This window comes from Brumimicrobium glaciale (assembly GCF_004152935.1).
Taxonomy (GTDB): Bacteria; Bacteroidota; Bacteroidia; order Flavobacteriales_D; family Crocinitomicaceae; genus Brumimicrobium; species Brumimicrobium glaciale.
The window spans coordinates 365,820-392,129 of the sequence record NZ_SETE01000005.1 but is presented as its reverse complement, the minus strand read 5'-3'; the positions used below and the strand labels follow the sequence as shown (position 1 = coordinate 392,129).

General features: G+C 33.0%; 21 protein-coding genes. 7 read left to right on the top strand and 14 right to left on the bottom strand.

Annotated features, from left to right (window positions below):
* Positions 1–46: 46 nt before the first annotated feature.
* Positions 47–1,096 (bottom strand): efflux RND transporter periplasmic adaptor subunit, encoded by a 1,050-nt coding sequence (locus tag ERX46_RS13375; protein WP_130094374.1) that lies wholly within the window; start codon positions 1,094–1,096, stop codon positions 47–49.
* 258 nt (positions 1,097–1,354) lie between these two features.
* Here ERX46_RS13375 and ERX46_RS13370 point away from each other — a divergent pair, with 258 nt between their 5' ends.
* Positions 1,355–1,897, top strand: coding sequence for a hypothetical protein (locus tag ERX46_RS13370; RefSeq protein WP_130094373.1), 543 nt, complete (start codon positions 1,355–1,357; stop codon positions 1,895–1,897).
* Between the two features lie 219 nt (positions 1,898–2,116).
* Here ERX46_RS13370 and ERX46_RS13365 read toward each other — a convergent pair whose 3' ends face one another.
* From ERX46_RS13365 to ERX46_RS13335, 7 genes are all read right to left on the bottom strand, one after another.
* Complete coding sequence (locus ERX46_RS13365) at positions 2,117–3,034, bottom strand: hypothetical protein (RefSeq protein WP_130094372.1); 918 nt, start codon at positions 3,032–3,034, stop codon at positions 2,117–2,119.
* Between the two features lie 102 nt (positions 3,035–3,136).
* Positions 3,137–4,261, bottom strand: coding sequence for a DNA polymerase III subunit beta (dnaN, locus tag ERX46_RS13360; protein WP_130094371.1), 1,125 nt, complete (start codon positions 4,259–4,261; stop codon positions 3,137–3,139).
* A gap of 265 nt (positions 4,262–4,526) precedes the next feature.
* Positions 4,527–5,546, bottom strand: a complete 1,020-nt coding sequence (locus ERX46_RS13355; RefSeq protein ID WP_130094370.1) for a hypothetical protein — start codon at positions 5,544–5,546, stop codon at positions 4,527–4,529.
* A 7-nt stretch (positions 5,547–5,553) separates the two neighbouring features.
* Positions 5,554–7,329 (bottom strand): GldG family protein, encoded by a 1,776-nt coding sequence (locus tag ERX46_RS13350; RefSeq protein ID WP_130094369.1) that lies wholly within the window; start codon positions 7,327–7,329, stop codon positions 5,554–5,556.
* 2 nt (positions 7,330–7,331) lie between these two features.
* Positions 7,332–8,063 carry an ABC transporter permease subunit gene (locus tag ERX46_RS13345; protein WP_130094368.1) on the bottom strand — a complete coding sequence of 244 codons (732 nt, stop codon included), beginning with the start codon at positions 8,061–8,063 and terminating at the stop codon, positions 7,332–7,334.
* A 111-nt stretch (positions 8,064–8,174) separates the two neighbouring features.
* Complete coding sequence (locus ERX46_RS13340) at positions 8,175–8,477, bottom strand: putative quinol monooxygenase (RefSeq protein WP_130094367.1); 303 nt, start codon at positions 8,475–8,477, stop codon at positions 8,175–8,177.
* 9 nt (positions 8,478–8,486) lie between these two features.
* Positions 8,487–9,347, bottom strand: a complete 861-nt coding sequence (locus tag ERX46_RS13335) for an SAM hydrolase/SAM-dependent halogenase family protein (protein WP_130094366.1) — start codon at positions 9,345–9,347, stop codon at positions 8,487–8,489.
* Positions 9,348–9,870: 523 nt separating this feature from the next.
* Between ERX46_RS13335 and ERX46_RS13330 the strand changes: the two genes are divergently transcribed.
* From ERX46_RS13330 to hemF, 5 genes are all read left to right on the top strand, one after another.
* A complete protein-coding gene (locus ERX46_RS13330; RefSeq protein ID WP_130094365.1) occupies positions 9,871–10,836 on the top strand; it encodes a PhoH family protein in 966 nt (321 codons plus the stop codon).
* Positions 10,814–11,770, top strand: a complete 957-nt coding sequence (locus tag ERX46_RS13325; RefSeq protein ID WP_207214175.1) for a phosphoribosylaminoimidazolesuccinocarboxamide synthase — start codon at positions 10,814–10,816, stop codon at positions 11,768–11,770. The genes ERX46_RS13330 and ERX46_RS13325 overlap by 23 nt, the downstream gene beginning before the upstream one ends.
* Positions 11,771–12,019: 249 nt before the next feature.
* Positions 12,020–13,552, top strand: coding sequence for a glutamine-hydrolyzing GMP synthase (guaA, locus tag ERX46_RS13320; RefSeq protein WP_130094363.1), 1,533 nt, complete (start codon positions 12,020–12,022; stop codon positions 13,550–13,552).
* Positions 13,552–15,486, top strand: a complete 1,935-nt coding sequence (locus ERX46_RS13315) for an amino acid ABC transporter substrate-binding protein (RefSeq protein ID WP_165366235.1) — start codon at positions 13,552–13,554, stop codon at positions 15,484–15,486. The genes guaA and ERX46_RS13315 overlap by 1 nt, the downstream gene beginning before the upstream one ends.
* Positions 15,461–16,369: an oxygen-dependent coproporphyrinogen oxidase gene (gene hemF / locus ERX46_RS13310; RefSeq protein ID WP_130094361.1), complete on the top strand. Its 909-nt coding sequence runs from the start codon at positions 15,461–15,463 to the stop codon at positions 16,367–16,369. The genes ERX46_RS13315 and hemF overlap by 26 nt, the downstream gene beginning before the upstream one ends.
* Positions 16,370–16,876: 507 nt before the next feature.
* On the opposite strand, the gene ERX46_RS13305 is transcribed toward hemF, so the two are convergent.
* From ERX46_RS13305 to ERX46_RS13280, 6 genes are all read right to left on the bottom strand, one after another.
* Positions 16,877–17,557 carry a hypothetical protein gene (locus ERX46_RS13305; protein ID WP_130094360.1) on the bottom strand — a complete coding sequence of 227 codons (681 nt, stop codon included), beginning with the start codon at positions 17,555–17,557 and terminating at the stop codon, positions 16,877–16,879.
* 195 nt (positions 17,558–17,752) lie between these two features.
* Positions 17,753–20,140: a GumC family protein gene (locus ERX46_RS13300; RefSeq protein ID WP_207214171.1), complete on the bottom strand. Its 2,388-nt coding sequence runs from the start codon at positions 20,138–20,140 to the stop codon at positions 17,753–17,755.
* Positions 20,141–20,157: 17 nt separating this feature from the next.
* Positions 20,158–20,940: a polysaccharide biosynthesis/export family protein gene (locus ERX46_RS13295; RefSeq protein WP_130094358.1), complete on the bottom strand. Its 783-nt coding sequence runs from the start codon at positions 20,938–20,940 to the stop codon at positions 20,158–20,160.
* A 250-nt stretch (positions 20,941–21,190) separates the two neighbouring features.
* Entirely contained in the window at positions 21,191–21,829 is a 639-nt protein-coding gene (locus ERX46_RS13290; protein WP_130094357.1) for a LolA family protein, read from the bottom strand.
* Positions 21,830–21,912: 83 nt separating this feature from the next.
* A complete protein-coding gene (locus ERX46_RS13285) occupies positions 21,913–24,471 on the bottom strand; it encodes an FtsK/SpoIIIE family DNA translocase (RefSeq protein ID WP_130094356.1) in 2,559 nt (852 codons plus the stop codon).
* An 87-nt stretch (positions 24,472–24,558) separates the two neighbouring features.
* On the bottom strand, positions 24,559–25,191 hold the full coding sequence (locus ERX46_RS13280; protein ID WP_130094355.1) for a hypothetical protein: 633 nt from the start codon (positions 25,189–25,191) through the stop codon (positions 24,559–24,561).
* A 158-nt stretch (positions 25,192–25,349) separates the two neighbouring features.
* Between ERX46_RS13280 and ERX46_RS13275 the strand changes: the two genes are divergently transcribed.
* Positions 25,350–26,309, top strand: a complete 960-nt coding sequence (locus ERX46_RS13275; protein ID WP_130094354.1) for an arginase — start codon at positions 25,350–25,352, stop codon at positions 26,307–26,309.
* The last annotated feature ends 1 nt before the right edge of the window (position 26,310 follow it).

The following is a 26,310-nucleotide window of genomic DNA, read 5'->3' as shown; positions in this document are numbered from 1 at the left end:
ATGTATAAGCCAAGCTAAAACTGCAGCATTTGTGCTGTGGTTTTTTTTATGGATTTATAATTACATGAGAATGTTCAGGGAGTCCATCAACAAGTGCAGAGTCTTTGTCTTTTTGAATTGTTTTAATGGATAGTTTGTATATTCTCTCACTTGAAAATAAACTCACAGAGTCATTTTTAATCGCACTTAAAGGGACTGCAACTTTTTTTGCTGGATAAGTTATTTGTACAACTTGGTTGAGTAAACTTGGATCTTGCGAGAAGATTGAAAGATAAACTTCTACAATCGATGAATCTGATAGCGCATAACCCGTTTTGGAAAACATTCCTTCTGATATAATCTCCTTATTCACCGAATGAAATTGAATTGTATCTTTGGATTTTATTCTTTTTAAATCGTTTAGGTGAACTTGCGCAATAACCTGATAAGAATTGTTTTTAGCTAATTTTAAAACAGTCTTACCTGATTGAATTGATAATCCTTTACCAATATTACTTTCAATTATTGTTCCGTCAAATGGTGCTAGATAGAAATATTCTTCAGCTCTTTTTTCTACTTTCTTCGTTTTGTAATATTGGCTTATTACATTTAGGCTATAAACTAACTCTTCTTCGTTTTTAGATTTTAGTGCTGGTAATTCGGGTAGAGGAACAGTTCTTTGAATTTTACTTTCAAATAGTTTCCATTTCTCTTCTTCTTTTGGGATCTTCTCTTTTATTTGAGGAATTAGTTCTTGAATCAAAGTTTTGTAAGCTGATCGGGCAGCAAGTAAATCATAAAGAGCATCTAGTCTTTCTACTTTAATAAGGATTTCGTTTTTCTTGAATCTTGAGCCGACTGATAATGAACGATTGTTTTTATCGATTTTCCCACTGACTTTCATTTGAACTTCTTCAATGGTTGTTGCTGTAATCAGTCCATCAATAAAAAGGTCTTTCTGCTGATTAACCTCCATAAGTTGAAATTCTTTTATGTTATGAATATCTGAATGTTTATTAACTGTCTTATTTCCAGAAAGAGAAATAAATAAAACAGTAGATATAAGACCTATTATGATGAATGAAAAAACGAGATTTAATTTTTGTTGAGGATTCATTTACTTGTATTTTAATCAAAAGTAGCGTAATTACTCAGGTATATGGGCTTTTTTGATTTCGTAATTGTTTTAAGATATCTTGAAAAAGTTTTAAATTGAGATTTTCTTTTAATTGATGGAAATTAACATAAATCTGTTTTAAATAACCTATTCTAGCGCTACTTGTTAATAAATATGTTGAAAAGCATTGTTTTTATTGAGTTGAGAGCGCTTTATTACTCTTTACCTTTGTGAACAGAGTAAACCAAAATATGCAATATGCTAAGTACAATCTTTAAGAAGAAAGTTTCTGACGAACAACTAGCCAACGTTTTCGTGAATGGCGTCTTAGACGTCATTGATAAAGGTTTTAAAGAAGTGAGATTTATAATGGAAGAAGATCCTGCATTTTTGAGCAGGCCTCAACTAGGAAATTCTTCTGATGGTCACTTTGCAATGATTGTAATAGTTGGAAACATTAATGCGCTAAATAATTCTTTTTCATCTAAAAAGCTTCAAACTCTTGAGCCATTGATTTTTGAGAAATTGGCCGATGCTTTTGAAATGACTAAGCATGAATTAGAAGAGCACCATAAAGATTACACCTCATTTATGAACCGTGTAAATCATCCTTCAAAAGTTACTTTGTACAGCATGTCAAAAGCAATGTTCTATAAGTATAAGCTAAACGATTTCCAAGATGACTATTTCAAAAGTATGGACTCTCCAAATCCTTTGTTCTTAAAAAGAATGGATGAGATTATGAAGAACTTTCTTTGGAATTGGGAAGCTTTCTTTAAGCGTTATAAAATACACATGTAATCTATTGGATATTCTTCCTTATGTAGGCTTCAAATATGCTGTAAAACGATCCTTTACGATCAGAAGTATTAAGTAATGGTCCTAATCTTATAATGAGGATTTGTGCATGAATATCCTAAGGTTTAGGAATTAGGCTTTAAAGTTGATTTCTAATTTGAATTTGACCGTAATTAAAAGACTATTTGCGCGAATTAAATTTAAACAATCAAAGTATTTGATTTACAAAACCTCGGTGTTTATCGATTCAATTTCTAAATAAGGACTAAAACTAAAAGTGGTGGATTTTCTTAAAGCGCCAAACGTTTCATCGATCCATTCTACTTTAAATTCGTAACCAATTAGTGTTTTGTTTTCTTCCAATGCCATGAGCTTTCCAAATTTTTCAACAGCTATTTTCGTTTGTAAGCTGTTCAAATAATTCATTGCTAATATTTTACTCACATTTCTGAAGTCAACAGTTGATGCTTTTTTAGCAGCTTCCATGATGCTCATTGTATGATTCATGAAAGGCGCTAATTCATCACTACCAATTAGTTCAATTTGCTTGTTTTTAAAAAAGTGTAAGAAATCCCATTCCGCTTCAGATATGTAGAGTTCTCTATTGGTGACAAAGTGATAATCGAATTGATATGCGTAATAGAGATCCTTGAACTTCTTGTCAATATTAAAATTATAAAACGGAGTAACAAGCAGTAAACTATCTTTGTAGTTGAACAAATAGAATGCACTATGGATTTTTATAGAGTCAGCTGTTGTAACAGTTTGATATATATGTTCAATCTCATATTGAACTTCATGAATTTCTTGTAGGGCTTCTGCACGATACCCAGGGATTAAGTCTTCTATTCCAGAGCGTCTTAAACCTCTGTAGTCATTATTTCGAAGATACGCCTCTTTAACAGAATAAACAGAATCTAAACGAATAAAAGCATCTGGTTTAAATACTTTCATTTGACCAAAAGACAGAGATTGATAGCTGTCTAAAATATGTTTGTCTTTCGTATGGTTTTCAATGGTTTTATGCAAAGACTCTTTTTGATCATTAATGGTTTTAACAGGAGTGTTTACCACATTTCCGCAGCTAGAAGTAATAACAATTCCGATTACTAAAAGAAAAACAATTGAAAACTTATTCATAGGATCGACCAAACTAAAATTAGACCATTAAAAAGATAATAGGTATTAAAGATAGTAAAATTGATTCATAAATCAAGAAGAAAAGAAGAACTCAAATGGAGTTTATGAATTTACCATAACTGGCATCACCAACATTAAGATGTCTTCGTGCTCGTTTTCCTGAACTGCAGGAACAATCAATCCAGCTCTATTTGGTTGACTCATCATTAATTTGATTTCATCTGAAGAAATATTTCCTAACATTTCAATAATGAAACGTGAATTGAATCCAATCTCCATGTCTGTTCCGTCATAGCTACAAGTTAAACGCTCTTTCGCTTCATTTGAGAAATCTATATCCTCAGCAGAAATTGCCAATTCTGACCCTGAAATCTTCAATTGAACTTGGTGCGTTGTCTTGTTAGCAAAAATAGAAACACGCTTTATAGATCTCAGTAATGACTCACGATCTACTGTCAATACATTTGGATTCTCTTGTGGAATAACAGCTTCGTAATTTGGGTATTTACCATCAATCAATCGACAAGTTAACTCGATGTCCTTAAATGTAAACACTGCGTTAGAATCGTTAAATTCGATTTTAACCTCAGCATCTGCTTGACTTCCCAAGTTGTTCTTCAACATGTTTAGTGCTTTCTTCGGAAGAATAAATGAAGAATTCCCTGATGCTTTAGAATCTGTGCGTTTGTATCTCACTAATTTGTGAGCGTCTGTTGCAACGAAAGTCATGTCTTCAGTTGTGAACTGACAAAAAACTCCACTCATTACTGGACGCAAATCATCTGTTCCAGTAGCGAATAATGTTTTGTTTATAGCATCAGCTAAAACTTCTCCTTTAATAGTCGTGCTATTTGTATTTTCGATTTCTCTAACCTTTGGAAAATCATCTCCGTTGTAGCCTACCATTTTAGACTTCCCGTTTGTATATGTGATTTCAATTCCGTAACCTTCTTCGTTAATCGTGAAAGTCAAAGGTTGATCTGATAAGTTTTTAAGAACATCCAATAGTAATTTCGCAGGAATACAAATTTTCCCTGATTCATTGGCATCCACCTCAAAAGTGGTTTTCATTGTAGTTTCAATATCAGAAGCCGAAACTCTTAATGTTTTATCATTGATTTCAAATAAGAAATTGTCCAAAATAGGCAAAGTATTACTTGTTGTCAATACACCACTGATTGTTTGAAGGTGTTTTAATAAGCTTGAGCTTGAAACTACAAAATTCATTTTTTCTTTCTTAAAATTTATAACGACAAATATAGTTTTTTACTCTCAATTTGAAAGCATTAAAAACGATTTTCTATCAGAGCATTTTATGTGCTCATTATTAATTTCTAAACTAAACACTGTGATCCATATTGTCCGCCCAAATGTACTAATGATTAGTGCTAAAGCGCGATTGTTTTTGGTTGTAGAAGAATCTTTATAATTAACTTCAATTCGTATATAATCAGCTAATTATTTAGTTTCACATGATGTCAGTTAAGAAAAATCACTCCAATTTTAATTGATCATTCACAAAAACAGTCTTCCCTTGAAGAAGTGGTCCAACAGTATAGTATTGCATCCTAACTAATATTCCATCTGGTTTTACCGCCCACAAGTAATCTTGATCATAAGCCAAGGTGTCTTTTGCGTCGAATGTCGCATCAAGTCTTCTGTATAAGTCCAATTTGTAAGAAGATTGTTTTGCTGTAACATTGAGCTCATAATCTGGTGTACTCGCCTTTATACTGTCAATTTGCTTGTTTGATAAAGTAAAGTTGGGTTGGTTGAAATTAATGTTCTCAAAACCGTTCAAATAGAACGTTAAGTTGTCCTTGTTAATATTTGAAACGCTATTCCCATTAGAAGTTACCTGAATATTATCAGGACCATTAATTTTAATTAAATAACTGCTTTCAGGAATGACACGATTGATAACTTCAACTTGTTTTAAATCCAAACTTTTGTAAGAAAATAGATTAACACATGCAAAACGACGAGGGTCAGCAAAGAAACGTGGTTCTAAAATACCATAAAAACCTTTCATTCCCATAATTACAGGATTATCACTTTTGATGTCCGGAGTTTCCAATAGCATGTGCGTTCCCATATGGTCTTGCGTAGAATGTCCAACATACCAAGTTTTTGACCAACTTCCATTTTGATAAATTTTAACCGACTTGTGATTGGCCATTAAGATTTTCTTCATGTTGTACATCGCAGATTTGGGAACATATCCTTTCAAGGTCACCTTATTCATCGTTTCTAGCATCATTTGAACAATGTTTTGCTGTACACACTCACCTTTTTCACCTACCCAAATACCTTCTTTATTTCTTGAAATAGTATAACTTTGATCAGCAAAAGAATCATAAATATCAATCCTATCAACTGTTGAAGTATCTTCAATTGCAAACGCAATAAGACTATTATCAGTGATTTTAGATCCTGATTTTAGATTTATTGCCATGTATGAAAGTGCGATAATTAGTCCAACTCCTAAAACAATAACGATTAACTTTTTCATATTTTTTTTATTTTTTCACGTATTTATATCTGCGGATTGCAAATACAACCACAGCCAAGACGATAATAAACAGTAAAGGGATTGCAATATTTATAAATTTATAAAATGCACCATGCTTTTCAATTTTTAATTTATCCGTTGGATGTAAATCTATAGTTCGGCTTCTGATTGATAATAAGGTGCTTTCACCCAACATATAATCAATGCAATTCTCGAAAAACTCAAAATTACCGAATGCTCTACCTGCAAAAAGTTCATCAATTTCTCTTTCGCGTGGCAATCTTGGAACATAACGATATCGATTTTCCTCCGGTACAGCTATTGAGTCATAATAAGTGTTTTTGAAGAATGTTCCATTTCCAATCACCATTATCTTACCTGGTGCTGTTGATTTATCCAAAATTTTTGAATCTGGACTGTCAGAATAAGTTGAAACGATTCTGTTTTTAAATGCGGATTCAAACTCTCCTTCGATTATTCCCCCCAACATTAATCGATTATTTTCATTGTTTGGATCTTCTTGAAAGACTGGGTTTTCACCAAACTGACTTTCCATAGCAATGGAGAGGAGGGGAGCATTTCCAAATGATTTAGAATTAGAAGAACTCGTTAAAATTACAGAAGGCTTTGTTTTATTCTTTGTTTCTACAAATTGTAAACTAGAAGCATACGGTAATTTCACTGGATTCACCATGCTAGAAATAGGATGATCTGTTCCAGAAGCACGAACATAAAAATACCAATTCACAAATCCTTTCGGAATTCCAGGCATGGCAAAAGCGTCATAGTTGGCATCAATTACTAAATCTTCATTCACTTTTATTCCGTAATCAAATAGTAAATCTCCAATTCCTGTTCTTTTTCTAACACTATGAGTTTTCCCTGTTCTTCGGATAGTGTCATTGCTGATTTCTAATGGGTTGTTAAAAATCATTACATTTCCACCTTGCATCAAGTATTGGTCAATGATGAACTTATCTTTTCCGCTAAATTTTTCTGTTGGTTCCGCAATGATTATTCCGTCATAAGGATCAAGTGCATTCAATTTACCGTCGATTATTACATCATCAATATTGTATGAGTCTTCAATATTTCTTCTTGCTCCTTGCGTATATGGAATCCCTAATTCTCCATGTCCATGAACAAATGCCAGTTTCTTTTTTTCAGAACGTGTTGCTTTCGCTAATACACGCATGAATTTATATTCCAAACTGTTAATTCCTTTTTGAACTAAATCATTTAATCGAGAATCCAGACGATATTGTCCACCTTCAAGAAAACGAATATGATCTACTGTTGTCCCTCTGTATTCTACAATTGCTCCTGGGAAAACCTCAATTATATTTGAAGCTCCTTGACTTCTATAAGTAATGTCAATTGGTCGAATCCCTTGTCCTTTATTAAATAACTGTTCCTTTAAAGCTTCTTGATCTTCAAGTGAACCTTTATTTGGATTAATAAATTCGTATTGAATATTTGCTCCTGCGTAGTACTTGAATTCATCAAGTTTATCTCTAACTGCTGTTTGTAATCTTTTAATTTCTGCTGGAAATTCACCTTCTAAATAGATTTTAAATAGAATTTTATCTGTCAATATAGTATCCGATTTTAAAAAGTCAATACTTGAATCGGTAAGCGAGTAACGCTGATCACTAGTGAAATCAACTCGGAAATTAACAAATGAAATAATGATGTTTATCAAAATTAAAACTGCTAAAGCAATTGCAGTAATAATTCCATAATACGCTCTATTTGAAGCTCTTTTTAATTTTATTTTAGCCATATCTATTTACGTATTGCAGTTAAAATATTGTGAGAAGCAAATAAGAAGAAAACAATGACACTAAAGAAATATACAATGTCACTTAAGATTAAAACTCCTTTTTTGATGGAATCATAATGATAATCTAAACTCGCATAACGAATAATACTATCGAATCCAGCAAATGTTGCGTAAGATCCTAGTAATGATAATCCGCTAAATAAAAACCAACACAGAAACATTGCAAATATAAATGCCACTATTTGGTTGTTGGTAATTGAACTTGCGAATATTCCAATAGCAACAAAGGAAGCGCCTAAAAGAATTAGTCCTATGAATGAAGTGATTGCTGCTCCATGGTCCATTACACCAACTGGATCACCTAAATAATGCATTGAAAAATAAAAAGTAAGTGTTGGAACGAGTGAAATTACTACCAATGTAACACCTGCTAAATATTTGGCCATTAGAATAGATAAATCTGAAATTGGTCGGGTATAAAGCAATTCAATGGTTCCCGTTTTTCTTTCATCTGCAAAGGAGCGCATCGTTATAGCTGGAATAAGAATTAGTAAAATTAGAGGCGCTAGATTGTAGAAAGGAATTAAATCAGAAACGCCTCCATTTAAAAGATTGAAATCGTCATTGATTATCCATAAAAATAGCCAACAGGTAACGATGAAAATAAGAATAAACACGTAGCCTATAATTGAACTCAAAAAACTGCGTATTTCCTTTAAATATAATGCTCCCATTTTATGAAATTTGTGTCAAAAATAATGCTTCTCTAGCTCATTTTGGTTTATAACTGCTAAAGATTGTCAAAATTGCAATGTTAATGAACTTCTTTTGATTGAACGGCTTGTTTATTTGATTGAAAAGCCATCGAAATAGATTTCTGTCGACCAAGCTTCAGCTTTTTGGTCAAACCATTGTTTTACTGTTGGCCAAATTGAAGCAAATAACTCTGAGGTTCTGTATTTTTCTAAATCATCATCTGATTCCCATTCACTGTATGTAAAAACAATTCCTGGTGTATTTTCATCTCTTAATAACTTCATTCCCTTACAGCCCGGAAATGCATTTATTTTATCCTTTACAGTGTCAAAATGTGTGATGAAATCGTTGATGTGTTTTTCCTTTAATGTTAATTTAACTAATCTGGTCATTTTTGTATTTTAGAAAAGTGAATCAATTGTGGTGCGAGATCCTCGTGGTGTAAATTCAATTCTGATAATATCTCCAAGTCGCAAGCCAAACAATGAATTGGCGCCTCCACCATTTTCGGGTGTTCCTTTATTAATAGCAATCTCTAAATATCCACTGTCATTAAATAGAGCTAGTTTTTCTCCAGCAGGTACTTCATTATATCCTAATGAAATAGTGTCTATATAGTATTCTTTCTGGCGGAAATAAATAACGAATGGAATATTTTTTCCAACACGTAGAAAATCTTTCTTTGTGATATTGGTGATGATATTTCCATAATGATCAATGTAAGAAACCGCTCCTTTTAATGTGTCACCATCAATAACAGGGGACAATGGAAAAGCTTTCCGAATACTTTCTACAGGACTACAAAAAGTTTCAAAAGGAACACCGTCCACGATTTTGCATGCCGCAGGAACAAGAATGTTTTTAGTTGGAAAATTCATTAGTTCAGGACGAGAAAGTACATCTTCTAATCGCCACATGCCTTCTGGTTTTTTATTCCCTAAAAGTAAACTAAAGAAACCATTGTCTGCACCTAGAAAGTACTGCCCATTGTGCTTGATAATAGTAGGGTAAATACTTTCCTCCGGCTGATTGAAGTTAATCAATGGTTCAGCATCAACACCAATAATATGAACTGTATTTTCTGGAAAGTCATTAATACAGCTTTTTAGTAAATGTGCTGCTTGAGTAATCTTAAATGGACTTACGAAATGAGAAATGTCAATTATTTGGACCTTTGGTGATAAACTCAAAAGTCTCCCTTTCAATGAAGCAACGTAGTAGTCGCTTAATCCCATGTCTGTTGTAAGCGTGATTATGCTCATTTTAATTTAAACGCATTTTACTGATATAATTAAATCCAAAATTAGCTTTAATTTCGAGAATATTGATGAGATATTCTTGGAATTTGTATCTAGAAAATAAATTCATCTTTTGTGGTTTTAAAGTGGCAAATCAGTAAATAGTTTTTTAGCGTAATTTTCTTTTCTAAAATCATATTTTTATTGGTCTTAGAAATAGTTAAAACTATGCACTTTAGTTCATTTGTTTTTAGCTTCTAAAAAGTTTTAAATTAAACTTTAGATAAAAGACAAAAAGTCTAATCACTAATATCTAAATATTTTGATAATTACAGAATTTTATTCTCATTTGAACCTATGGTACTTTTAGTCCATAGTGGTTAAGTTTCTATTAATTAAACAAATAGGTTTGAATTTTGTTAAGTAAAAACTATCTTTAAATTAGAATAATTCTTGATTTATAAACTTTTATATTTCAGAGTTTCATTTTTACTTTAAAACATGAAAAATTCCATTAAATTTGGAATCATATTAAAACCAAAATATATTGCTAGAACGAAAAATAGAAATTGAAGATATTAATCCTTTAGAGCTATTAGGAGTTAATAATTCAAAGCTAAAACTGATTAGAAAATACTTTTCAGATTTAAAAATCGCAGCACGTGGAAATGTGCTGATTGTTGAAGGAGAGGAAGCTGTAGTAGATACTTTTGAATCGAAATTAGATCAGTTAATTCAACATATTGCTAAATATGGTGGACTAACAGAAAGTAATATCGACAATGTGATGGTTGAAGATCCCGCGGAAATGTTATCTGGAGATGGTTCTGAAATCATTATTCATGGTGTTGGTGGGAATAAAATAAAAGCGAGAACTTTCAATCAAAGAAAGCTTGTTGAAGCCATCAACCAAAAATCTATGGTTTTTGCAGTTGGTCCTGCTGGAACGGGTAAAACTTACACCGCAGTTGCTTGTGCAGTAAGAGCATTGAAAAACAAACAAGTTAAAAGAATTGTTTTAACGCGACCTGCTGTTGAAGCTGGTGAAAATCTCGGATTCTTACCTGGTGATTTGAAGGATAAATTAGATCCTTACATGATGCCATTGTATGATGCATTGCGTGACATGATTCCACCAGAGAAATTGCTGGAATATATGGAATTTGGTATTATAGAAATAGCACCTTTGGCTTTTATGCGTGGTCGAACTTTAGATAAAGCTTTTGTAATTTTGGATGAAGCTCAAAATACTACGGTTAATCAAATGAAAATGTTCTTAACCCGAATGGGAGCAAGTGCAAGTTATGTGATTGCTGGAGATGCATCGCAAATTGATTTACCGTCAAAACAAAAGTCGGGATTGATCTACGCATTAGATACATTAAACCATATTGAAGATATCGGTGTTGTTCGATTAAATAAGAATGACGTAATTCGACATAAATTAGTAAAACAAATTATCGAAGCTTTCGAACAAGAAAAAAATAATGATGAAGAGTCTAACAAAAACTGATTTTAACTTTCCAGAACAAGAGAAAGTTTACAAAGGTAAGGTGAGAGATGTTTATTTTATCGGTGATGATTATTTAGTAATGATTGCTTCTGATAGGATTTCTGCATTCGATCACATTTTACCAGCTGGTATTCCTTTTAAAGGACAAGTGTTAAACCAAGTGGCGACTCATTTCCTGAAAGCCACCGAAGATATCTTGCCAAACTGGTTAATCGATGTTCCAGATCCTAATGTTGCTGTGGGTTACCGTTGTGATCCTATTCGTATTGAGATGGTAATTCGCGGATATTTAACAGGACATGCTTGGAGAGAATACAATGCTGGGAAGAGAATGTTATGTGGTGTTGAAATGCCAGATGGGATGAGTGAAAATGATAAATTTCCAACGCCAATCATAACTCCATCCACAAAAGCTGTTGAAGGTCATGATGAAGATATTTCTCGTGAGGAAATTTTGAAACAAGGGTTTGCCACTGAAGAAATCTATGTTCAATTAGAAAAGTATACTCATTTATTATATCAAAGAGGTACCGAAATGGCTGCCGAGAGAGGGCTGATTTTAGTGGATACAAAGTACGAATTCGGAATGAAGGGCGGGGCGGTAATGCTAATGGATGAAATTCATACACCAGATTCATCCCGCTATTTTTATACAGAAGGATATGAAGAGAGACAAGCAAACAAAGAGCAACAACGTCAGTTAAGTAAAGAGTTTGTGCGTCAATGGTTAATTGAAAATGATTTTCAAGGGCTGGAAGGTCAAAAAATGCCAATTATTCCTGAAGACTTTATTGCTTTGATTACGGAAAGATATATTGAGCTTTTTGAAAAGATTACTGGAAACGGTTTTGTTCAAGCGGATACTTCTAATATCGAAGAACGTATTATGAAGAATACTGTTGAATCATTGAAGGCTAAAAAGATTATTAAATAAGCTTTGCAAGAAAACTAAATAGGAAGATTCTACAACAAAAATGTAGACAACTATTCAACTATAGATTTTAAAATCACTCCTTTTCTTAATTGAGAATGAGTGATTTTTTTGACTTAATTTCTATATTTAATTATGTGTTTATTGGATGTTTAGAACTACAATCGTTATTAAATCTGCTTTTTGATTTATTAGTAGTTAAAAATTAAAAATTACTTAGGTGTCGATTGAACGGTTTATTATCTTTGCGCTATGCAAGACACGATTTTAATTCTGGATTTTGGATCTCAATACACACAACTTATCGCAAGAAGAGTAAGAGAACTGAATGTTTATAGTGAAATTCACCCATGGGATAAATGCCCTGAAATCACAAGTAATATAAAAGGTGTAATACTTTCAGGGAGTCCTTTCTCTGTGAGAGACGAGAAAGCACCAAAAATCGATTTATCTAAAATTAAAGGTAAAGTGCCACTTCTAGGAGTTTGTTTTGGTGCACAATACATGGCGCACAACTTTGGTGGAGAGGTTGCAGCTTCTGATACCAGAGAGTATGGAAGAGCAAATATCGTTTCTCATAATAGTGAGAACGACCTTTTGAAAGGAATTGGAGAACAGTCACAAGTGTGGATGTCTCATGGAGATTCAATAAAAACGCTGCCTTCAAATTTTGATGTTATTGCTAGCACGGCTGACGTTAAAAATGCAGCATATTCAGTTCAAGAAGAAAAAACTTACGGAATTCAATTCCATCCAGAAGTATATCATTCAACTGATGGAGCAACAATCATATTTAATTTTGTAGTGAGCATTGCGGGTTGTCTCCAAGATTGGACACCTGATGCTTTTGTTGATTCTACAGTAGATGCATTAAAAGAGCAATTAGGTGATGATAGAGTAATTCTTGGATTGTCAGGAGGAGTAGATTCTACTGTTGCCGCGACTTTATTACATCATGCAATTGGAAGTAACTTACATTGTATTTTTGTAAACAACGGATTGTTGCGTAAAAATGAATATGCTGAAGTTCTTGAAAGTTATAAAGGAATGGGGCTTAACGTGAAAGGCGTTGATGCATCAGAACTTTTTTATTCAGCTTTAAAAGGATTAACTGATCCAGAAGAAAAAAGAAAAGCTATCGGCAAGGTGTTTGTAGATGTCTTCGACGAAGAATCTAAACTCGTGGAAAACGCAAAATGGTTAGGACAAGGAACAATTTATCCCGACGTGATAGAGTCTGTTAGTGTCACAGGAGGACCATCACAAACAATAAAATCTCATCACAATGTTGGTGGATTACCAGATTATATGAAACTAAAAGTTGTTGAACCTTTGAAATCTTTGTTTAAAGATGAGGTAAGACGCGTTGGAAAATCTTTAGGAATTTCTCCTGCAATTTTAGGTAGACATCCTTTCCCTGGCCCTGGATTAGGGATTAGAATTCTAGGTGAAGTTACACCAGATAAAGTGGCAATACTTCAAGAGGTAGATGCTGTGTTTATCGGTGAGTTAAAATCAGCCGGATTATATGATGAGGTTTGGCAAGCTGGAGCTATATTCTTGCCTGTAAACACTGTCGGTGTTATGGGGGACGAAAGAACTTACGAAAATGCAGTTGCATTAAGAGCGGTTACGTCAACTGATGGAATGACTGCTGATTGGTGTCATTTACCTTATGAAGTTTTAGGAAAAATATCGAACAAAATAATTAATCAGGTGAAAGGAATTAATCGTGTTACTTACGATATCAGTTCTAAACCGCCTGCAACAATAGAATGGGAATAATGAGAATTTTAATAGCTTTAATTATATTTTTGAGTAGCTCTTTCGCTGCTTTGTCACAAGAAATCGGACAAGAAACCAGAGGTGGTAAATTGTTTAAGATTCATGCTGTTGAGGCGGGGAATACTTTATATGGTTTGCATGTGAAATATGCAGTAACCATTGAATCGATTATTAAAGCGAACCCTACTGCAAAAGATGGTTTGCAAGTAGGACAAATTCTTTATATTCCTACGAACGAAACTACAGCTCAAAAACCTGCTGAGGAGAAGTTCATTATCCACTTTGTAAAAAGAAAGGAAACACTTTATGGAATTTCTCGCGAGTATGATGTTTCTGTGGCAGATATTATAAGATTAAATCCAGGTTCTGATAAAGGGTTGGATATTAAACAAGAGCTAAAGATTCCTTTAATACCTAAAAAAATAGAGAAACCTTTAGTTGTTGATGATAAAAAACCACTTGATAAAAAGGAAAAAGTTGAGGAAGAGGTGAAAAAAGAATTTGAGCCTTATAATCCTTTTAAAGAAGATTCTGTAACCGTTAAAGATTATAAAGTTGAATTTAAAGATAGCATCGTAAAATACGAAGTTCAAAAAGGAGAAACATTATATTCAATTTCTAGACGATTTATGGTTCCTGTAGAGGATTTAATCGAGCAAAATGATTTGCAAGGAAGCTCTATTAAACCGGGGCAAAATCTAACTATTACCTTAAAGAAAGAGAGAATCAAAGAAGTTGAAGTACGTGAACTGGTAACAATAGCACCTATTAGCAAGTCTAATGTTAATCTGGTTAAGAAGAAAGAAAAGTATAAAGTGCTAGTCGTTTTACCAATGAAGCTTGGTGATAATCCTAAAGCACTTTCAGGAATGTATACTGAAACGACTTCTTTAAATAAGTTGACAGACCTTTCAGTAGAATTTTTAATGGGAGCTCAAATGGCTTTAGACTCACTTGAGAAACTTGGATTAAATGCTGATGTTGAGTTTTTTGATACAGGTGGAGATTTAAGTAGATTAAAAGAAAAATTAGATTTAAGTAATAAGAATAATTTGGATATGTTGATTGGTCCATTCTATCCTCAATTGTTAGAATATGCTGCTCAATGGGGCTTGAACAATAAAGTTCCGGTTATTGCTGTTACTAAAATCCCAACAAAACTATTGGAAAATAATCCGTATTTGCTGTCTATGGTTCCTTCCGAGCTTACAATGATTAGTGCTATGGCAAGGTATTTAGCTAAAGAGCATGCTGCAGATAATATTGTAATAATTGAAGGAGAAAATGCAGAAGTAAAGGAAAGAGTTCAGTATTTTAAAGATATTTTTGAAAAGAGTCAACCGATTGCAAACAGAACAACTGCGAAAATTACTGGTGTCGGTGATGCTTCGGGGAGAAGTTTGATGAATCAGATCAATACTGATGGAAACAATTTCATAATTTGTTTATCAAATGATGTTCAACAGATAATGAAGTTTGTGAACGCTCTAAATGCAGCTAAGAATTATAGTGCTACTTATGGTAGAGCAGCTATAAACATGGTTGGTTTACAAAACTGGTTAGATATACCTGCTTTGAACAGCTATTATAGAAATCGTTTTGAATTTCATTTTGCAGCTTCCAATTTTTTAGATTACGAAAAAGAAGATGTTAAAGAATTTCAAATTGAGTACAGAGCAAAATATGGATCTGATCCTTCAAAATATGCTTTCCATGGTTTTGATGTAGTTTTATCTCAAGGAGCATCTCTTTTGTTGGGTTATGAGAGAAATATAGGTTTAATGGATTACTTCAGTGTTCATCCATTAGGGCCAAACCATGGAAGTGAAAATTCCAGCGTATTTATTTCAAAACAGAAAGATTTTGAAATTCAGTTTTTAGAAATCATTTCAAATAACAATCAGTTTGATGTTAACCAAAGAGGAGGTAATTGATAGATTAAAGTCGGTTCAAGATTATATTTGCGAAAAGCTAGAATCTTTGGATGGCCAAGCCAAATTCCATGAAGACAATTGGATTCGTGAGGAAGGTGGTGGGGGAAGAACCCGAATCTTATCTGATGGAGCAATCATTGAAAAAGGAGGAGTAAACTTCTCTGCAGTTCATGGACCTGTTTCTGATGTAATGAAGAAACAGTTAGGTCTTGATGGAAATGAATTCTTAGCTACGGGTGTATCAATTGTTATTCATCCAAAAAATCCTTTTCATCCAATTATGCACATGAATGTCCGTTATTTTGAAATGGATACAGGAGCATATTGGTTTGGCGGAGGGATCGACATGACGCCTCACTACATAGATTTTGATAAAGCCCGAATATTTCATACAGACTTGAAAGGAGTTTGTGATCAATACAATCCAGATTTCTATTCTAGATTCAAAAATTGGGCTGATGATTACTTCTATATACCTCACAGAAATGAAACTAGGGGAGTAGGCGGTATCTTTTACGATCATTTATCAGAAAAAGATGGTCTACCAAAAGATGAGTTATTGAATTTTGCGATTGATTTAGGAGAGCTATTTCCAAAAGTCTACGCAGATCAAATCAATTCTGATCGTTCACCCAAATTTTCAGTTGATAATGAAGAGTGGAGAAATTTGAGAAGAGGAAGATATGTAGAATTCAATTTAGTCAACGACAGAGGAACAAAGTTCGGACTTAAAACCGGAGGAAGAATTGAATCGATTTTAATGAGTCTGCCTAAAAACGCATCTTGGTTTTATGATTTTAAAGCCCAGGAAAGCTCTAAAGAAGAGGAGACCTTAAAGTGGTTAAAGAAAGATGTTGATTGGTTGAATGGAGCTGGTGAGTAAGCTTGAACATATAAGCTTGAATGATCCACGTTTCTAAAAACGCAAAACCCTTATTCTAACGAAATTTCATTAGCTATTTCCAATGGTTTTATTGGGAGTGAAAATATTCTGTAGATTTAAGTTCTTAATGTGTTGAATTTGGTTGTGATTGTTTTGCATTTATATTTTTTCTACTCAATTATCTTATTTTCGATATTTAAGAATATCTACGCAGAGCTATTCGTGATCTGATTTTATCTTAGCCAGTCTCGCATTTATACGGGTGGTCTGATTTCACCTCAACCAGCCCCGGTTTGATCATATACTCATGATTTTATCACGGTAAAGTTTCCTTTTAGCAAATGTTCTAAGTTTCTCAAATACTCATTAAATTCGTGTAGAACCAAAAAAAATAGATCATTCAATTTAGAAATTGGTTCTTTAGAGATCACAATCTATTATAAATGAAAAAACGAAATTCATAGAATGAATTTCGTTTTTAAATATTTTATTTTTTAAAATTACCTATTACAGAAATCTAAAAGTTAATCCTGCAGAAATTGCAACAAATCCTGTAACGTCTTTTGACTTCACACCGTTGTGACTGTCATAAGTGTTGAATTGTTTAAACTGAGTAAATTGACTAACATCTAAATTAAGAGATAATCTAGAGTTTAAATGATATTGTGGAGTAAGTCCAACAATAATATGTCCTAAATTATCAGCATTAAAGAGTTTTCCTTTATATTCACCTCCATTAGCTTCGATTTCGCGTTTCAAAGAAGGATTGTATATTGCAGTTAAACCAGAACCAGCATGAATGTTCAATTCGAATTTTCTATAGTTGTTAGGTGAAATCAATTCCAATAATCTAACCATAACTTCTAATGAAGCAGCTGCAGAACCTGATCTGTCCACAACATTTGAAGCACCATAAGAAGCGTTAAACTGATTATAATCTAGTCTTCCTTTAATTGCTATTTTCTTATTGAAAAAATATCCTAGTCCTGCATTACCAGACCATGCAAGATCAGTAGTTGCCAAATTTGATGTCTGACCAAGAAGACGAATTCCAGCATTACCATCTATGAACCATCCTGTTTTGTGCCAGTTGATTTTCAAGCTCCCCATAGACCTTCCAGATCTCATCTGAGAGAAGGCTGCTGTACTAAAAAGGGTAATGAGTAAAATTATAAAGATTCTTTTCATGGTTATATAAATTATTATTAATTGTTGTGTTAATTTGATACAAATGTATGAATTATAAATAGTTAATCAAATATTTTAAGATTAATTATTTTTATTTATTTACACACAAATTTTAAAATTGTGTAATAATTGCAAAATTAAATATAAATATTGTGTAATTCAAAAGAAATTTGTTAATTATATTCAAAAATAATTTTAACTTTTCTTTAAAAAAGAAAACCTACTTTTCTTTCTTTCAGCAGATTCGTATGTGTCTCCATAGCCATACCCATAATTACCGTATCCATAACCCACCTTCTTTCTTTCACTTCCATTTAAAATAAAAGCAATATTTTTCACTTTCTTTTCATTTAGAATTTTCAATGGAATATTCAAAGATTTTTTATGAGCAAAGTTTGCTTTAACTACATAGAGTAGAAGATCAGCGTGTTCTAATATTGAAACTGTATCAACTACTAAAGCCATTGGTGAGGTATCAACAATTACGTAATCATATTTTTGTTTAAGATCTTCAAAAAACTCAACCATTCTGGGTCTTGTTAATTGTTCACTTGGGTTCGGAGGAATATCACCTGAGAAAATATAATCAAAACTTATATCATCATTTGATTGATAAATTATTGATTCTAATGTAATATCAGGATTCGCTAGATAATTGGATGCTCCAAGTAAACTTTCTTCGTGATTCAAATATTGAGATAGTTTCGGCGCTCTAAGATCTAAACCAACTAAGACTACTTTTTTATCTGTGAGTGCTAAAGAATTAGCTAGATTTATGGAGGTAAAGGTTTTTCCCTCGCTAGGTAAAGTTGAGCTTAAGTAAATCAGTTGACCTTCATCTTTCTTCTCGAGTAAAAACTTCATATTTGTTCTTAACATTCGATAAGCCTCTGAAATAACTGTTCTTTCCCCTTTTTTGGTAACTAAAGTTTCTTTTGATTTATCCATTGGGATATCTGCAACTACAGAAATATCGGTTGCTTCAAGTTCTTCGACTGAACGAATTTTATTATCCAATAAGTCTTTTAGATATATAAAGGCTATTGGAATAGCAATTCCTAATATAAAAGCGGCTAAAAATACGATGTTTTTCTTTGGACCTACAGGTGAACTAAGAGGGTATGCAATATCAATGATTTTAACATTACCTATAGTAGAAGCCATTGCGATTTCATTTTCCTCTCTTTTTTGAAGAAGGTATAAATAAAGTGTTTCTTTAATTTGTTGCTGACGTTGAATTTCTCTGTAACGTCTTTCAAATTCTGGAATATCAGCAATTCTCTTTTTGTATTTAGAAGATTGTCTTTGAAGTTCTTTCATTTTCATCTCCATGCTTTCTTGGGCATTTTTGAGACTTCTTTTAACACTCTTTTTTAAACCATTTAGTTGGTTTTCAATCTGAATAGCTAATGGATTTGTTTGACTTGAACCTTCAATCAATTTGTTGCGTTCCATTACTAACTTATTGTACTCTTGAGTAACCGTATTAATATTTTGGTCAGTAAACCCTAAATTAGCTGGTAGTAATGTGTTAACATCATCATACTTGTCAAGGTACTCAACCATATATTGTGCTAAACTTAACTGAATGTTTGTTTCAATAATAATGGTTTCAATTGATCCTTCTTGCTCAAGAAACATTTCAGCATTCTTTTCAACATCAACTAATTTTCTGTCCGTTTTAAATTTCTCGTTAATACTTTCAACTTCAGATAACTCATCTTGAATAACGTCCATTCTTTCAGCAATAAATGCACTGGTGTTCTTCGTTATTTCGTTTTTATCTGAAATAGCATTTTCTTCATGTTCAATTATTAACTGATTTATAAAATCGTTATTTGCTTGTTTTATTAATCCTGTTGCAGATAATACCAATACAGAGGCATCTTTATTTACTGTATTCACTTCAAAACTCGACTTCCATTTATTGGTAGCGCAAGAAAGTGAGTAAAAGTTATACGTGAATTTACTATTTATGTGATTTTCGTTAAAGAAATCAGTTTTTGAAATACTCACTTTACCACCAAGTGTTTCAAAAACTTGATCATACTTAAACTCTCCTAATAAATCATTGTTTTCGCTTTGGTTATCATTGTACGTTTGATGAACTAAAAACTTATCTTCTTTTACTTTCGTCAATTCTAAAGCGAATGTTATGTTATAATGTTCGTCGGTAGTATCTTTAAATTTGAAAGTAAATGGAGCGTTGTCGCTGTAGTAATATCTATCTGGACTAAGTGTATTGTTTTGTTGCGTGAGTTGAGTGTTCAGTTCTAGTTTTTTAACTACCTTCATTACCAGGTCTCTAGATTTAAAAACTTCTATTTCATTGTGTAAATTAGAATTCCCTTTTGATAAGCCTAAATCTGAAAATATATCTAATTCCGCACCTAAACTCCCGTTTTTCTCGTCTTTCACTAGGACTGTGGAAGTACTTTTATAAATTGAAGGTTGTCCTTTTAAATATAAATATGCAATACCACAGAACACAAACGTAAAAAGTAAAATCCACTTCCAATGCTGTAAGTATTTCCAAATAATTTCCTGAATATTTATATTTTCTTCAGGTTGTTGTTCAAACATTTGCTGTTGCATTTTGGCTATTTAACGATTAGGGTAATGGTTGTAATTACTAACGAGGTCAAAGATATTATTATTCCTCCAGAGGATCTCCAAAACGTTCCTTCAGTTCTTTTGGCGCTATTTGGCTCAACGTATACAACATCATTTTGTTCAAGATAATAAACCGGTGAAGTAAGCACTTCATCTGTAGTTAAATCTACTCTGTATTGTTTTTTTTCTCCATTTTCATCTCGAATAACAAGTATGTTATTCCTTACACCAGTAATACCGAGATCACCAGACAGTCCAATAGCTTCAAGAATAGTAATTCTTTCATTGGGTATAGTGTAGGTACCTGGTTTGGTAACATCTCCTAAAACCGTTATTTTATAATTTTGAATCTGAATATTGACAACCGGACTTTTTAAGAAACTACTAAGTCTATTTTCAATAAGGTCAGTTGCTTCTGTTCTACTTAAACCACCTAGTTTAACTTTTCCCAATATTGGAAGATTAACTATTCCTTCTGGATCAATTAAGTAACCCAGTTTCGCTGGTGAACCTGATGAATATCCTGATTGCGTAGTTTGAGTACCTCCAGTAGCAGGGAAGTTAAATGGAACAACACTTTGTAAATCGTTAGCTGTCACGACAACTGATATAAAGTCATCGGGCTTAAATGTTGGTGTATATTGTGAGTTTTGAACTTCAGTGCTGTCTTCTTGATGTGTTTGGAAATACACCATTCTTTTATGTGTACCGCAAGAGCTAAGCAATATAAGATTGATTAGGAGAATAGAAAGAGTAATTGATTTGTACATAAAAGTTATTTCAAGATGGCAAATATAAACAATTTTACTTTATAAGAATTTATTTGAACTCCTCAGTTTCTCAATAAGTTGAAAATGTTGTCAATATGTTCTGCTTAGTTATTAAAGGGTGTGATAAGTTTACTTAATGTAATGATCAATTATCTAAAATTAGAAGATTTAGACTTTTACCTAGAATGAAAAGGTTTTTGAAGGATAACAAGACCATTTTTATTAGGGAAATGGTCTTGTTAAATATCTATCAATCTCTAATCAGTTGGTATCCTGGGAAGTTTTGTGGATTGTAAACAAATTTGCTATCAGGAACCGATTTGTTTTTTTCAAATACGTCGATTGAGTAGGTCATTGTACTTCCATCCTTTGTTTTCATAATTGCTTTTAGCAATTGGTTATTGCTTGCTTCAACGTATAAAACAATTGTATGATAGTTTACCTCACTTGGTTTAAGAGGGTAGAGACTTATTTGGTGAACCTTTTTACCGTTCATCGTAGTTTCTTGATCGTACTTGTTTTTAAAACCTTCTTCCCAAATAGTCATTAGTTTTTTAGGATTCATCGATTCGTCATTGTCTAAATCAACATCACTTTGATATGTTACTTTCTCTTCCTTAACAATGGTCCAGTTTTTTACAGCATTAGAAACCAAAGTGTTTTGACCTAGTGAAGCGTAGTATTTATTACCTTTCACATAACCTATTCCTTTTTGATTTGAATCTTCTCCCGTTGCTGGGTTTTTGACGTTCATTGTAAATTCAATATAAAACGAATTCATCTTCTTGATCTCAGAAGACATTTCGCTAAGAATTTGCTCAGATTTTTGATCTGATTGCGCAAATATTGAACTTGTGATAAACAAAACTGCAATTAATAAGTGTTTCATATTTTATAATTTTGAAATGGTTATGACATAAACTATGCCAAATTTAATGGTAATATTTCCTAAATAAATGACATTAACATCAATTAACGCAAACCTTTCTCGTTAAGGTGTTGATTTAGTGCTTCATCTGTCGGTATAAGTACGTCTCTGGCTTTACTTCCTTGGAATGGTCCAATTATTCCATGTGCTTCCAATTGATCAACAATTCTTCCAGCACGATTGTATCCCAACTTTAATTTTCGCTGAAGTAAACTTGCCGAACCTTGCTGGTGTGTTACAATAATTTGAGCAGCATCAAAGAATTTTTCGTCAAGTTCGTCATCAACATCTAAAGTGGTTCCTTCAGCACCTTCTCCAACATACTCAGGTAGCATCATTGCTTCTGGATAACCTCTTTGGTTTCCTATGAAATCACAAATTGCTTCTACCTCAGGTGTGTCAACAAATCCACATTGTAAACGAATAACTTCATTTCCTGTAGAGATTAACATATCCCCTTTTCCAATTAATTGATCTGCTCCAGAGGTATCCAAAATAGTTCGAGAATCAATTTTAGATAGTACACGGAAAGCAATTCTGGCTGGGAAGTTAGCTTTAATCATACCCGTAATTACGTTTACAGACGGACGTTGAGTTGCAACGATTAAGTGAATTCCAATTGCACGAGCAAGTTGTGCTAAACGAGCTATTGGATGTTCAACTTCTTTTCCTGCTGTCATGATCAAATCTGCAAACTCATCAATGAGTACTACTATATAAGGCATATAGCGGTGACCATTTTCAGGATTTAATTTTCGTTGAACAAATTTATCGTTGTATTCTTTTATGTTTCTCGTTTGCGCAAGTTTCAATAAATCATAACGTTCATCCATTTCAATACATAATGAATTTAAGGTATTCACTACTTTTGAAGTATCCGTTATTATAGCTTCTTCTTCTCCAGGTAATTTGGCTAAGAAATGACGCTCAATTTTATTAAATAGGGTTAACTCTACTTTCTTCGGGTCAATTAAAACGAATTTTACTTGAGATGGGTGTTTCTTATATAGTAAGGAAACAAGAATAGCATTTAATCCAACAGATTTACCTTGACCAGTTGCTCCAGCTACTAACAGGTGAGGCATTTTAGCCAAATCAAAGGTGAATGTTTCGTTTGTTATTGTCTTTCCTAATACAATAGGTAGTTCAGCTTTTGAGCTTTGGAATTTCTCAGAGGCGATTAAAGAACGCATACTCACAATTTCCGGATTACTGTTTGGAACCTCAATTCCAATTGTTCCTTTCCCAGGAATAGGAGCAATAATACGAATTCCAAGAGCAGCTAAACTCAAGGCAATATCATCTTCAAGATTCTTTATTTTAGAAATTCTAACCCCTGGTGCTGGAACAATTTCATATAATGTCACTGTAGGACCAATTGTCGCCTTAATCTTCGCGATATCAATTTTATAATTCGCTAAAGTATTTACAATGTTGTCCTTATTCTGTTCTAGTTCTTCTTTCGTTACACCTCCTTGATTACTTTCAAATTTTCTTAATAGATCTATTGTTGGCGGAGTGTAGCTAGCTAGGTCAAGTTTTGGATCATACGGTCCAAAATCTTCAACCATTTTGTTTAAATCTTTATCAGTAAGCTCTTTTTCGTTTTTAGGAACTTCAACAGAAAATTCGTTTTCATCGGCCTCATTTTCTTCAATTTCACTTTGTGGCTTAACAATCGGAGATTCTTGTTCTTCTTTCTTTGTTATAACCTCAAAGTCATCGTCACTTTCAGCTTCTTCATCAATTTCAATGTTCTCCTCCTCATTTTCTTCTATATCTTCCTCGTCGTCTTCCTGCTCGTCTTGGTCAATATTGTCGTCTTTAAAAGAGACTTCATACTCTTCATCTTCTTCTAGATCTTCCTCATCGATTTCCTCTTCGTCTAAATCGTCTTCTTCTTCACTATGAGCAAATGCATTATTATTTTTGTCTGCGGAAGTTGAGTTTTCTTTTTTAGGAAAGTACTTTTGGAATATTGCTTTAAAATCAGGATTGAAAAGCGCTACAACAGCTACAAACAATAAAACAAGAATTAATAGGATAGCTCCGAAAAGTCCCAGAGCAGAGGTTAACCATTCCTTTATTGCATAACCAAATGATCCACCTAAATAATTAACACGAGAAGTCATCAATCCTAAAAAGGTAGAAAACCAAATGATTCCGATGAAAGTTACAAGGTACGTTTTGCGAAGAGGTAATATTCTGATGTTAAGTAAAAGTCTAACTCCTGTAATTAATAATAAAAAGCTAAATGCAAACGATGCTATTCCAAACCATTTGAACATGAAAAGATGAGCTGTCCACGCACCAAATTTACCTAGCCAGTTGGTTACTTCGATATCTGGGCTACTAAAAATAAAATTAAAAAATGTTGTAGAAATAATTAAATCTTGATCTTCTTTCCAACTAAATAAGTAAGAAGTGAACGCGATAAATAGATAAATTGAGAGCAAAAGAAGGATAGCACCACTTATTGATTTTGCTTTTCTGCGGTCAACTTTAGCGTAAAGAGAAGAGAAAGATCTGCTATTTTTAGATTTAGCAGTAGTCTCTTTTATCTTTTTCTTGTCTTTTTGTTTTAATACGTTTCCTTTTGCCATTCGATTTGCTGCAGATTTATTTTGCGAATATAAGGAATGAATTCGTTAGTTTATAGAAGTTCCCCTAAGGCTATTCACAATTTGCTGTTAGTCCTTTATTAAGTTGATGAACTCATCCAATGTGATGATTTCATATTCCGATGGAATTCCAAAAATATCAATGTCTATAGCGCGTTCTTCAATAGTTTTAAGTTGGTAATTGATCCACATTCCACTAGAGTTAATTGAATAGTTTACTGGTAAACCAGGCATTCCATCTATTGCTGTTGAATATTTAGCAGGAATTCCCTCCAAATAGTTCATAGTCATTGTAGTGTCATACATCGTATCGGTAACGTGAATATTCTTAGCCTTCCTGCCAGCAAATTTATCTTTTCCAAAAGCTTTCTTAAATAAATATCTATTATCGTTTTCTAAAGTATCAGCTATGGTTTGAATGGCCACTTTTTTCATTCCTATATCCATTAAAATATAAGCTTTGTTTTTCGGGATATGTTTAATGTAAACTTGTTTTCCGATAGGAGTGAAATTATCAATTCTTAGCATAGAATCCTTTGCATAAATCACTTGGTAGTTGATGCTGTCTGTTATGTCTGGATTATTTAGGTCCGAAGAAATAGTGTAAACCAATTTCCCTTCAAAGTTTTCAATACTTGGCTTAGGAGTAGAACAAGCGATGAAAATAAAAAGTAAAACTATGTATGAAAGTGCTTTTATCATGAAGAATTAAAGATGAATATTTCTTGACAAATTTAAAACAAATTTTCGCCTAAGTTTCAAATCTTCACGGAGAAGTTATTCGCGTCTCACTTTATGAAGAAATTAACTATGATTTTTTTATCTTTGCATTAATTCAAACTCAAAGAAAACATATTGTCATGGCAAAATCAATAGCATATATCATCAACGATTCAGAAATTTCAGCAGGAACACGTGGAGCAAGTTTAGGTCCTGGTGCGATACGTGTTGCAGACGATAATTCAGGAAATTTTTTATTTTCCAAATATCCTATTCATTACGTGAAAACGATGAATCATTTGTTGGATCAACCAACTATTTTAAAATGGGGGAAAAGAGCAGACGGATTGGCCACTGTATATAAAAATGTGGCTGAGGTTGTTAGTAGAGAACGAAAAAAGAACGATTTTATAATTGTAATTGCTGGAGATCATGGTTCTGCAGGTGGAACAATTGCTGGGTTGAAAGTAGCAAATCCTCAAAATAGATTGGGTGCTTTATGGATTGATGCGCATGGAGATTTGCATACACCATACACAACTCCTTCTGGAAATATGCACGGAATGCCTTTGGCAACAGCTTTAAATGAAGATAATTTAGAATCAAAACAAAATGATCCACTTCCAGATACTATTAAATTTTGGAATGAATTAAAAAACACAGGTGGCATTGCTCCGAAAATATTAGCAGAGGATCTTGGTTTTATAGGTTTGCGTGACCTTGAAACTCCAGAGGTTGAACTAATGGAGCGCAAAGGAATTAAGAATATTTCTGTTGATGAACTAAGAACAGTAGGTGTCCAGAAAGTCATTGATCGTCTGGAATTGAAGTATGCTGCATGCGATGAGATTTATATTTCTTTTGATGTAGACTCTATGGATCCAGATATCGTATCTCACGGAACTGGAACTCCTGTTCCTCATGGTTTAACACCCGAAGAAGCAAGTGCATTATTAAGGTATTATGCTGCTCATCCAAAAGTGAAGTGTATTGAATTTGTTGAAGTGAACCCTTGTTTGGATGAAAAAACAAATCACATGGCCGAGGTAGCTTATCATTTAATGAAAGAAGTTTTAGAAGTTGCTGAAAAAAAAGCATAGA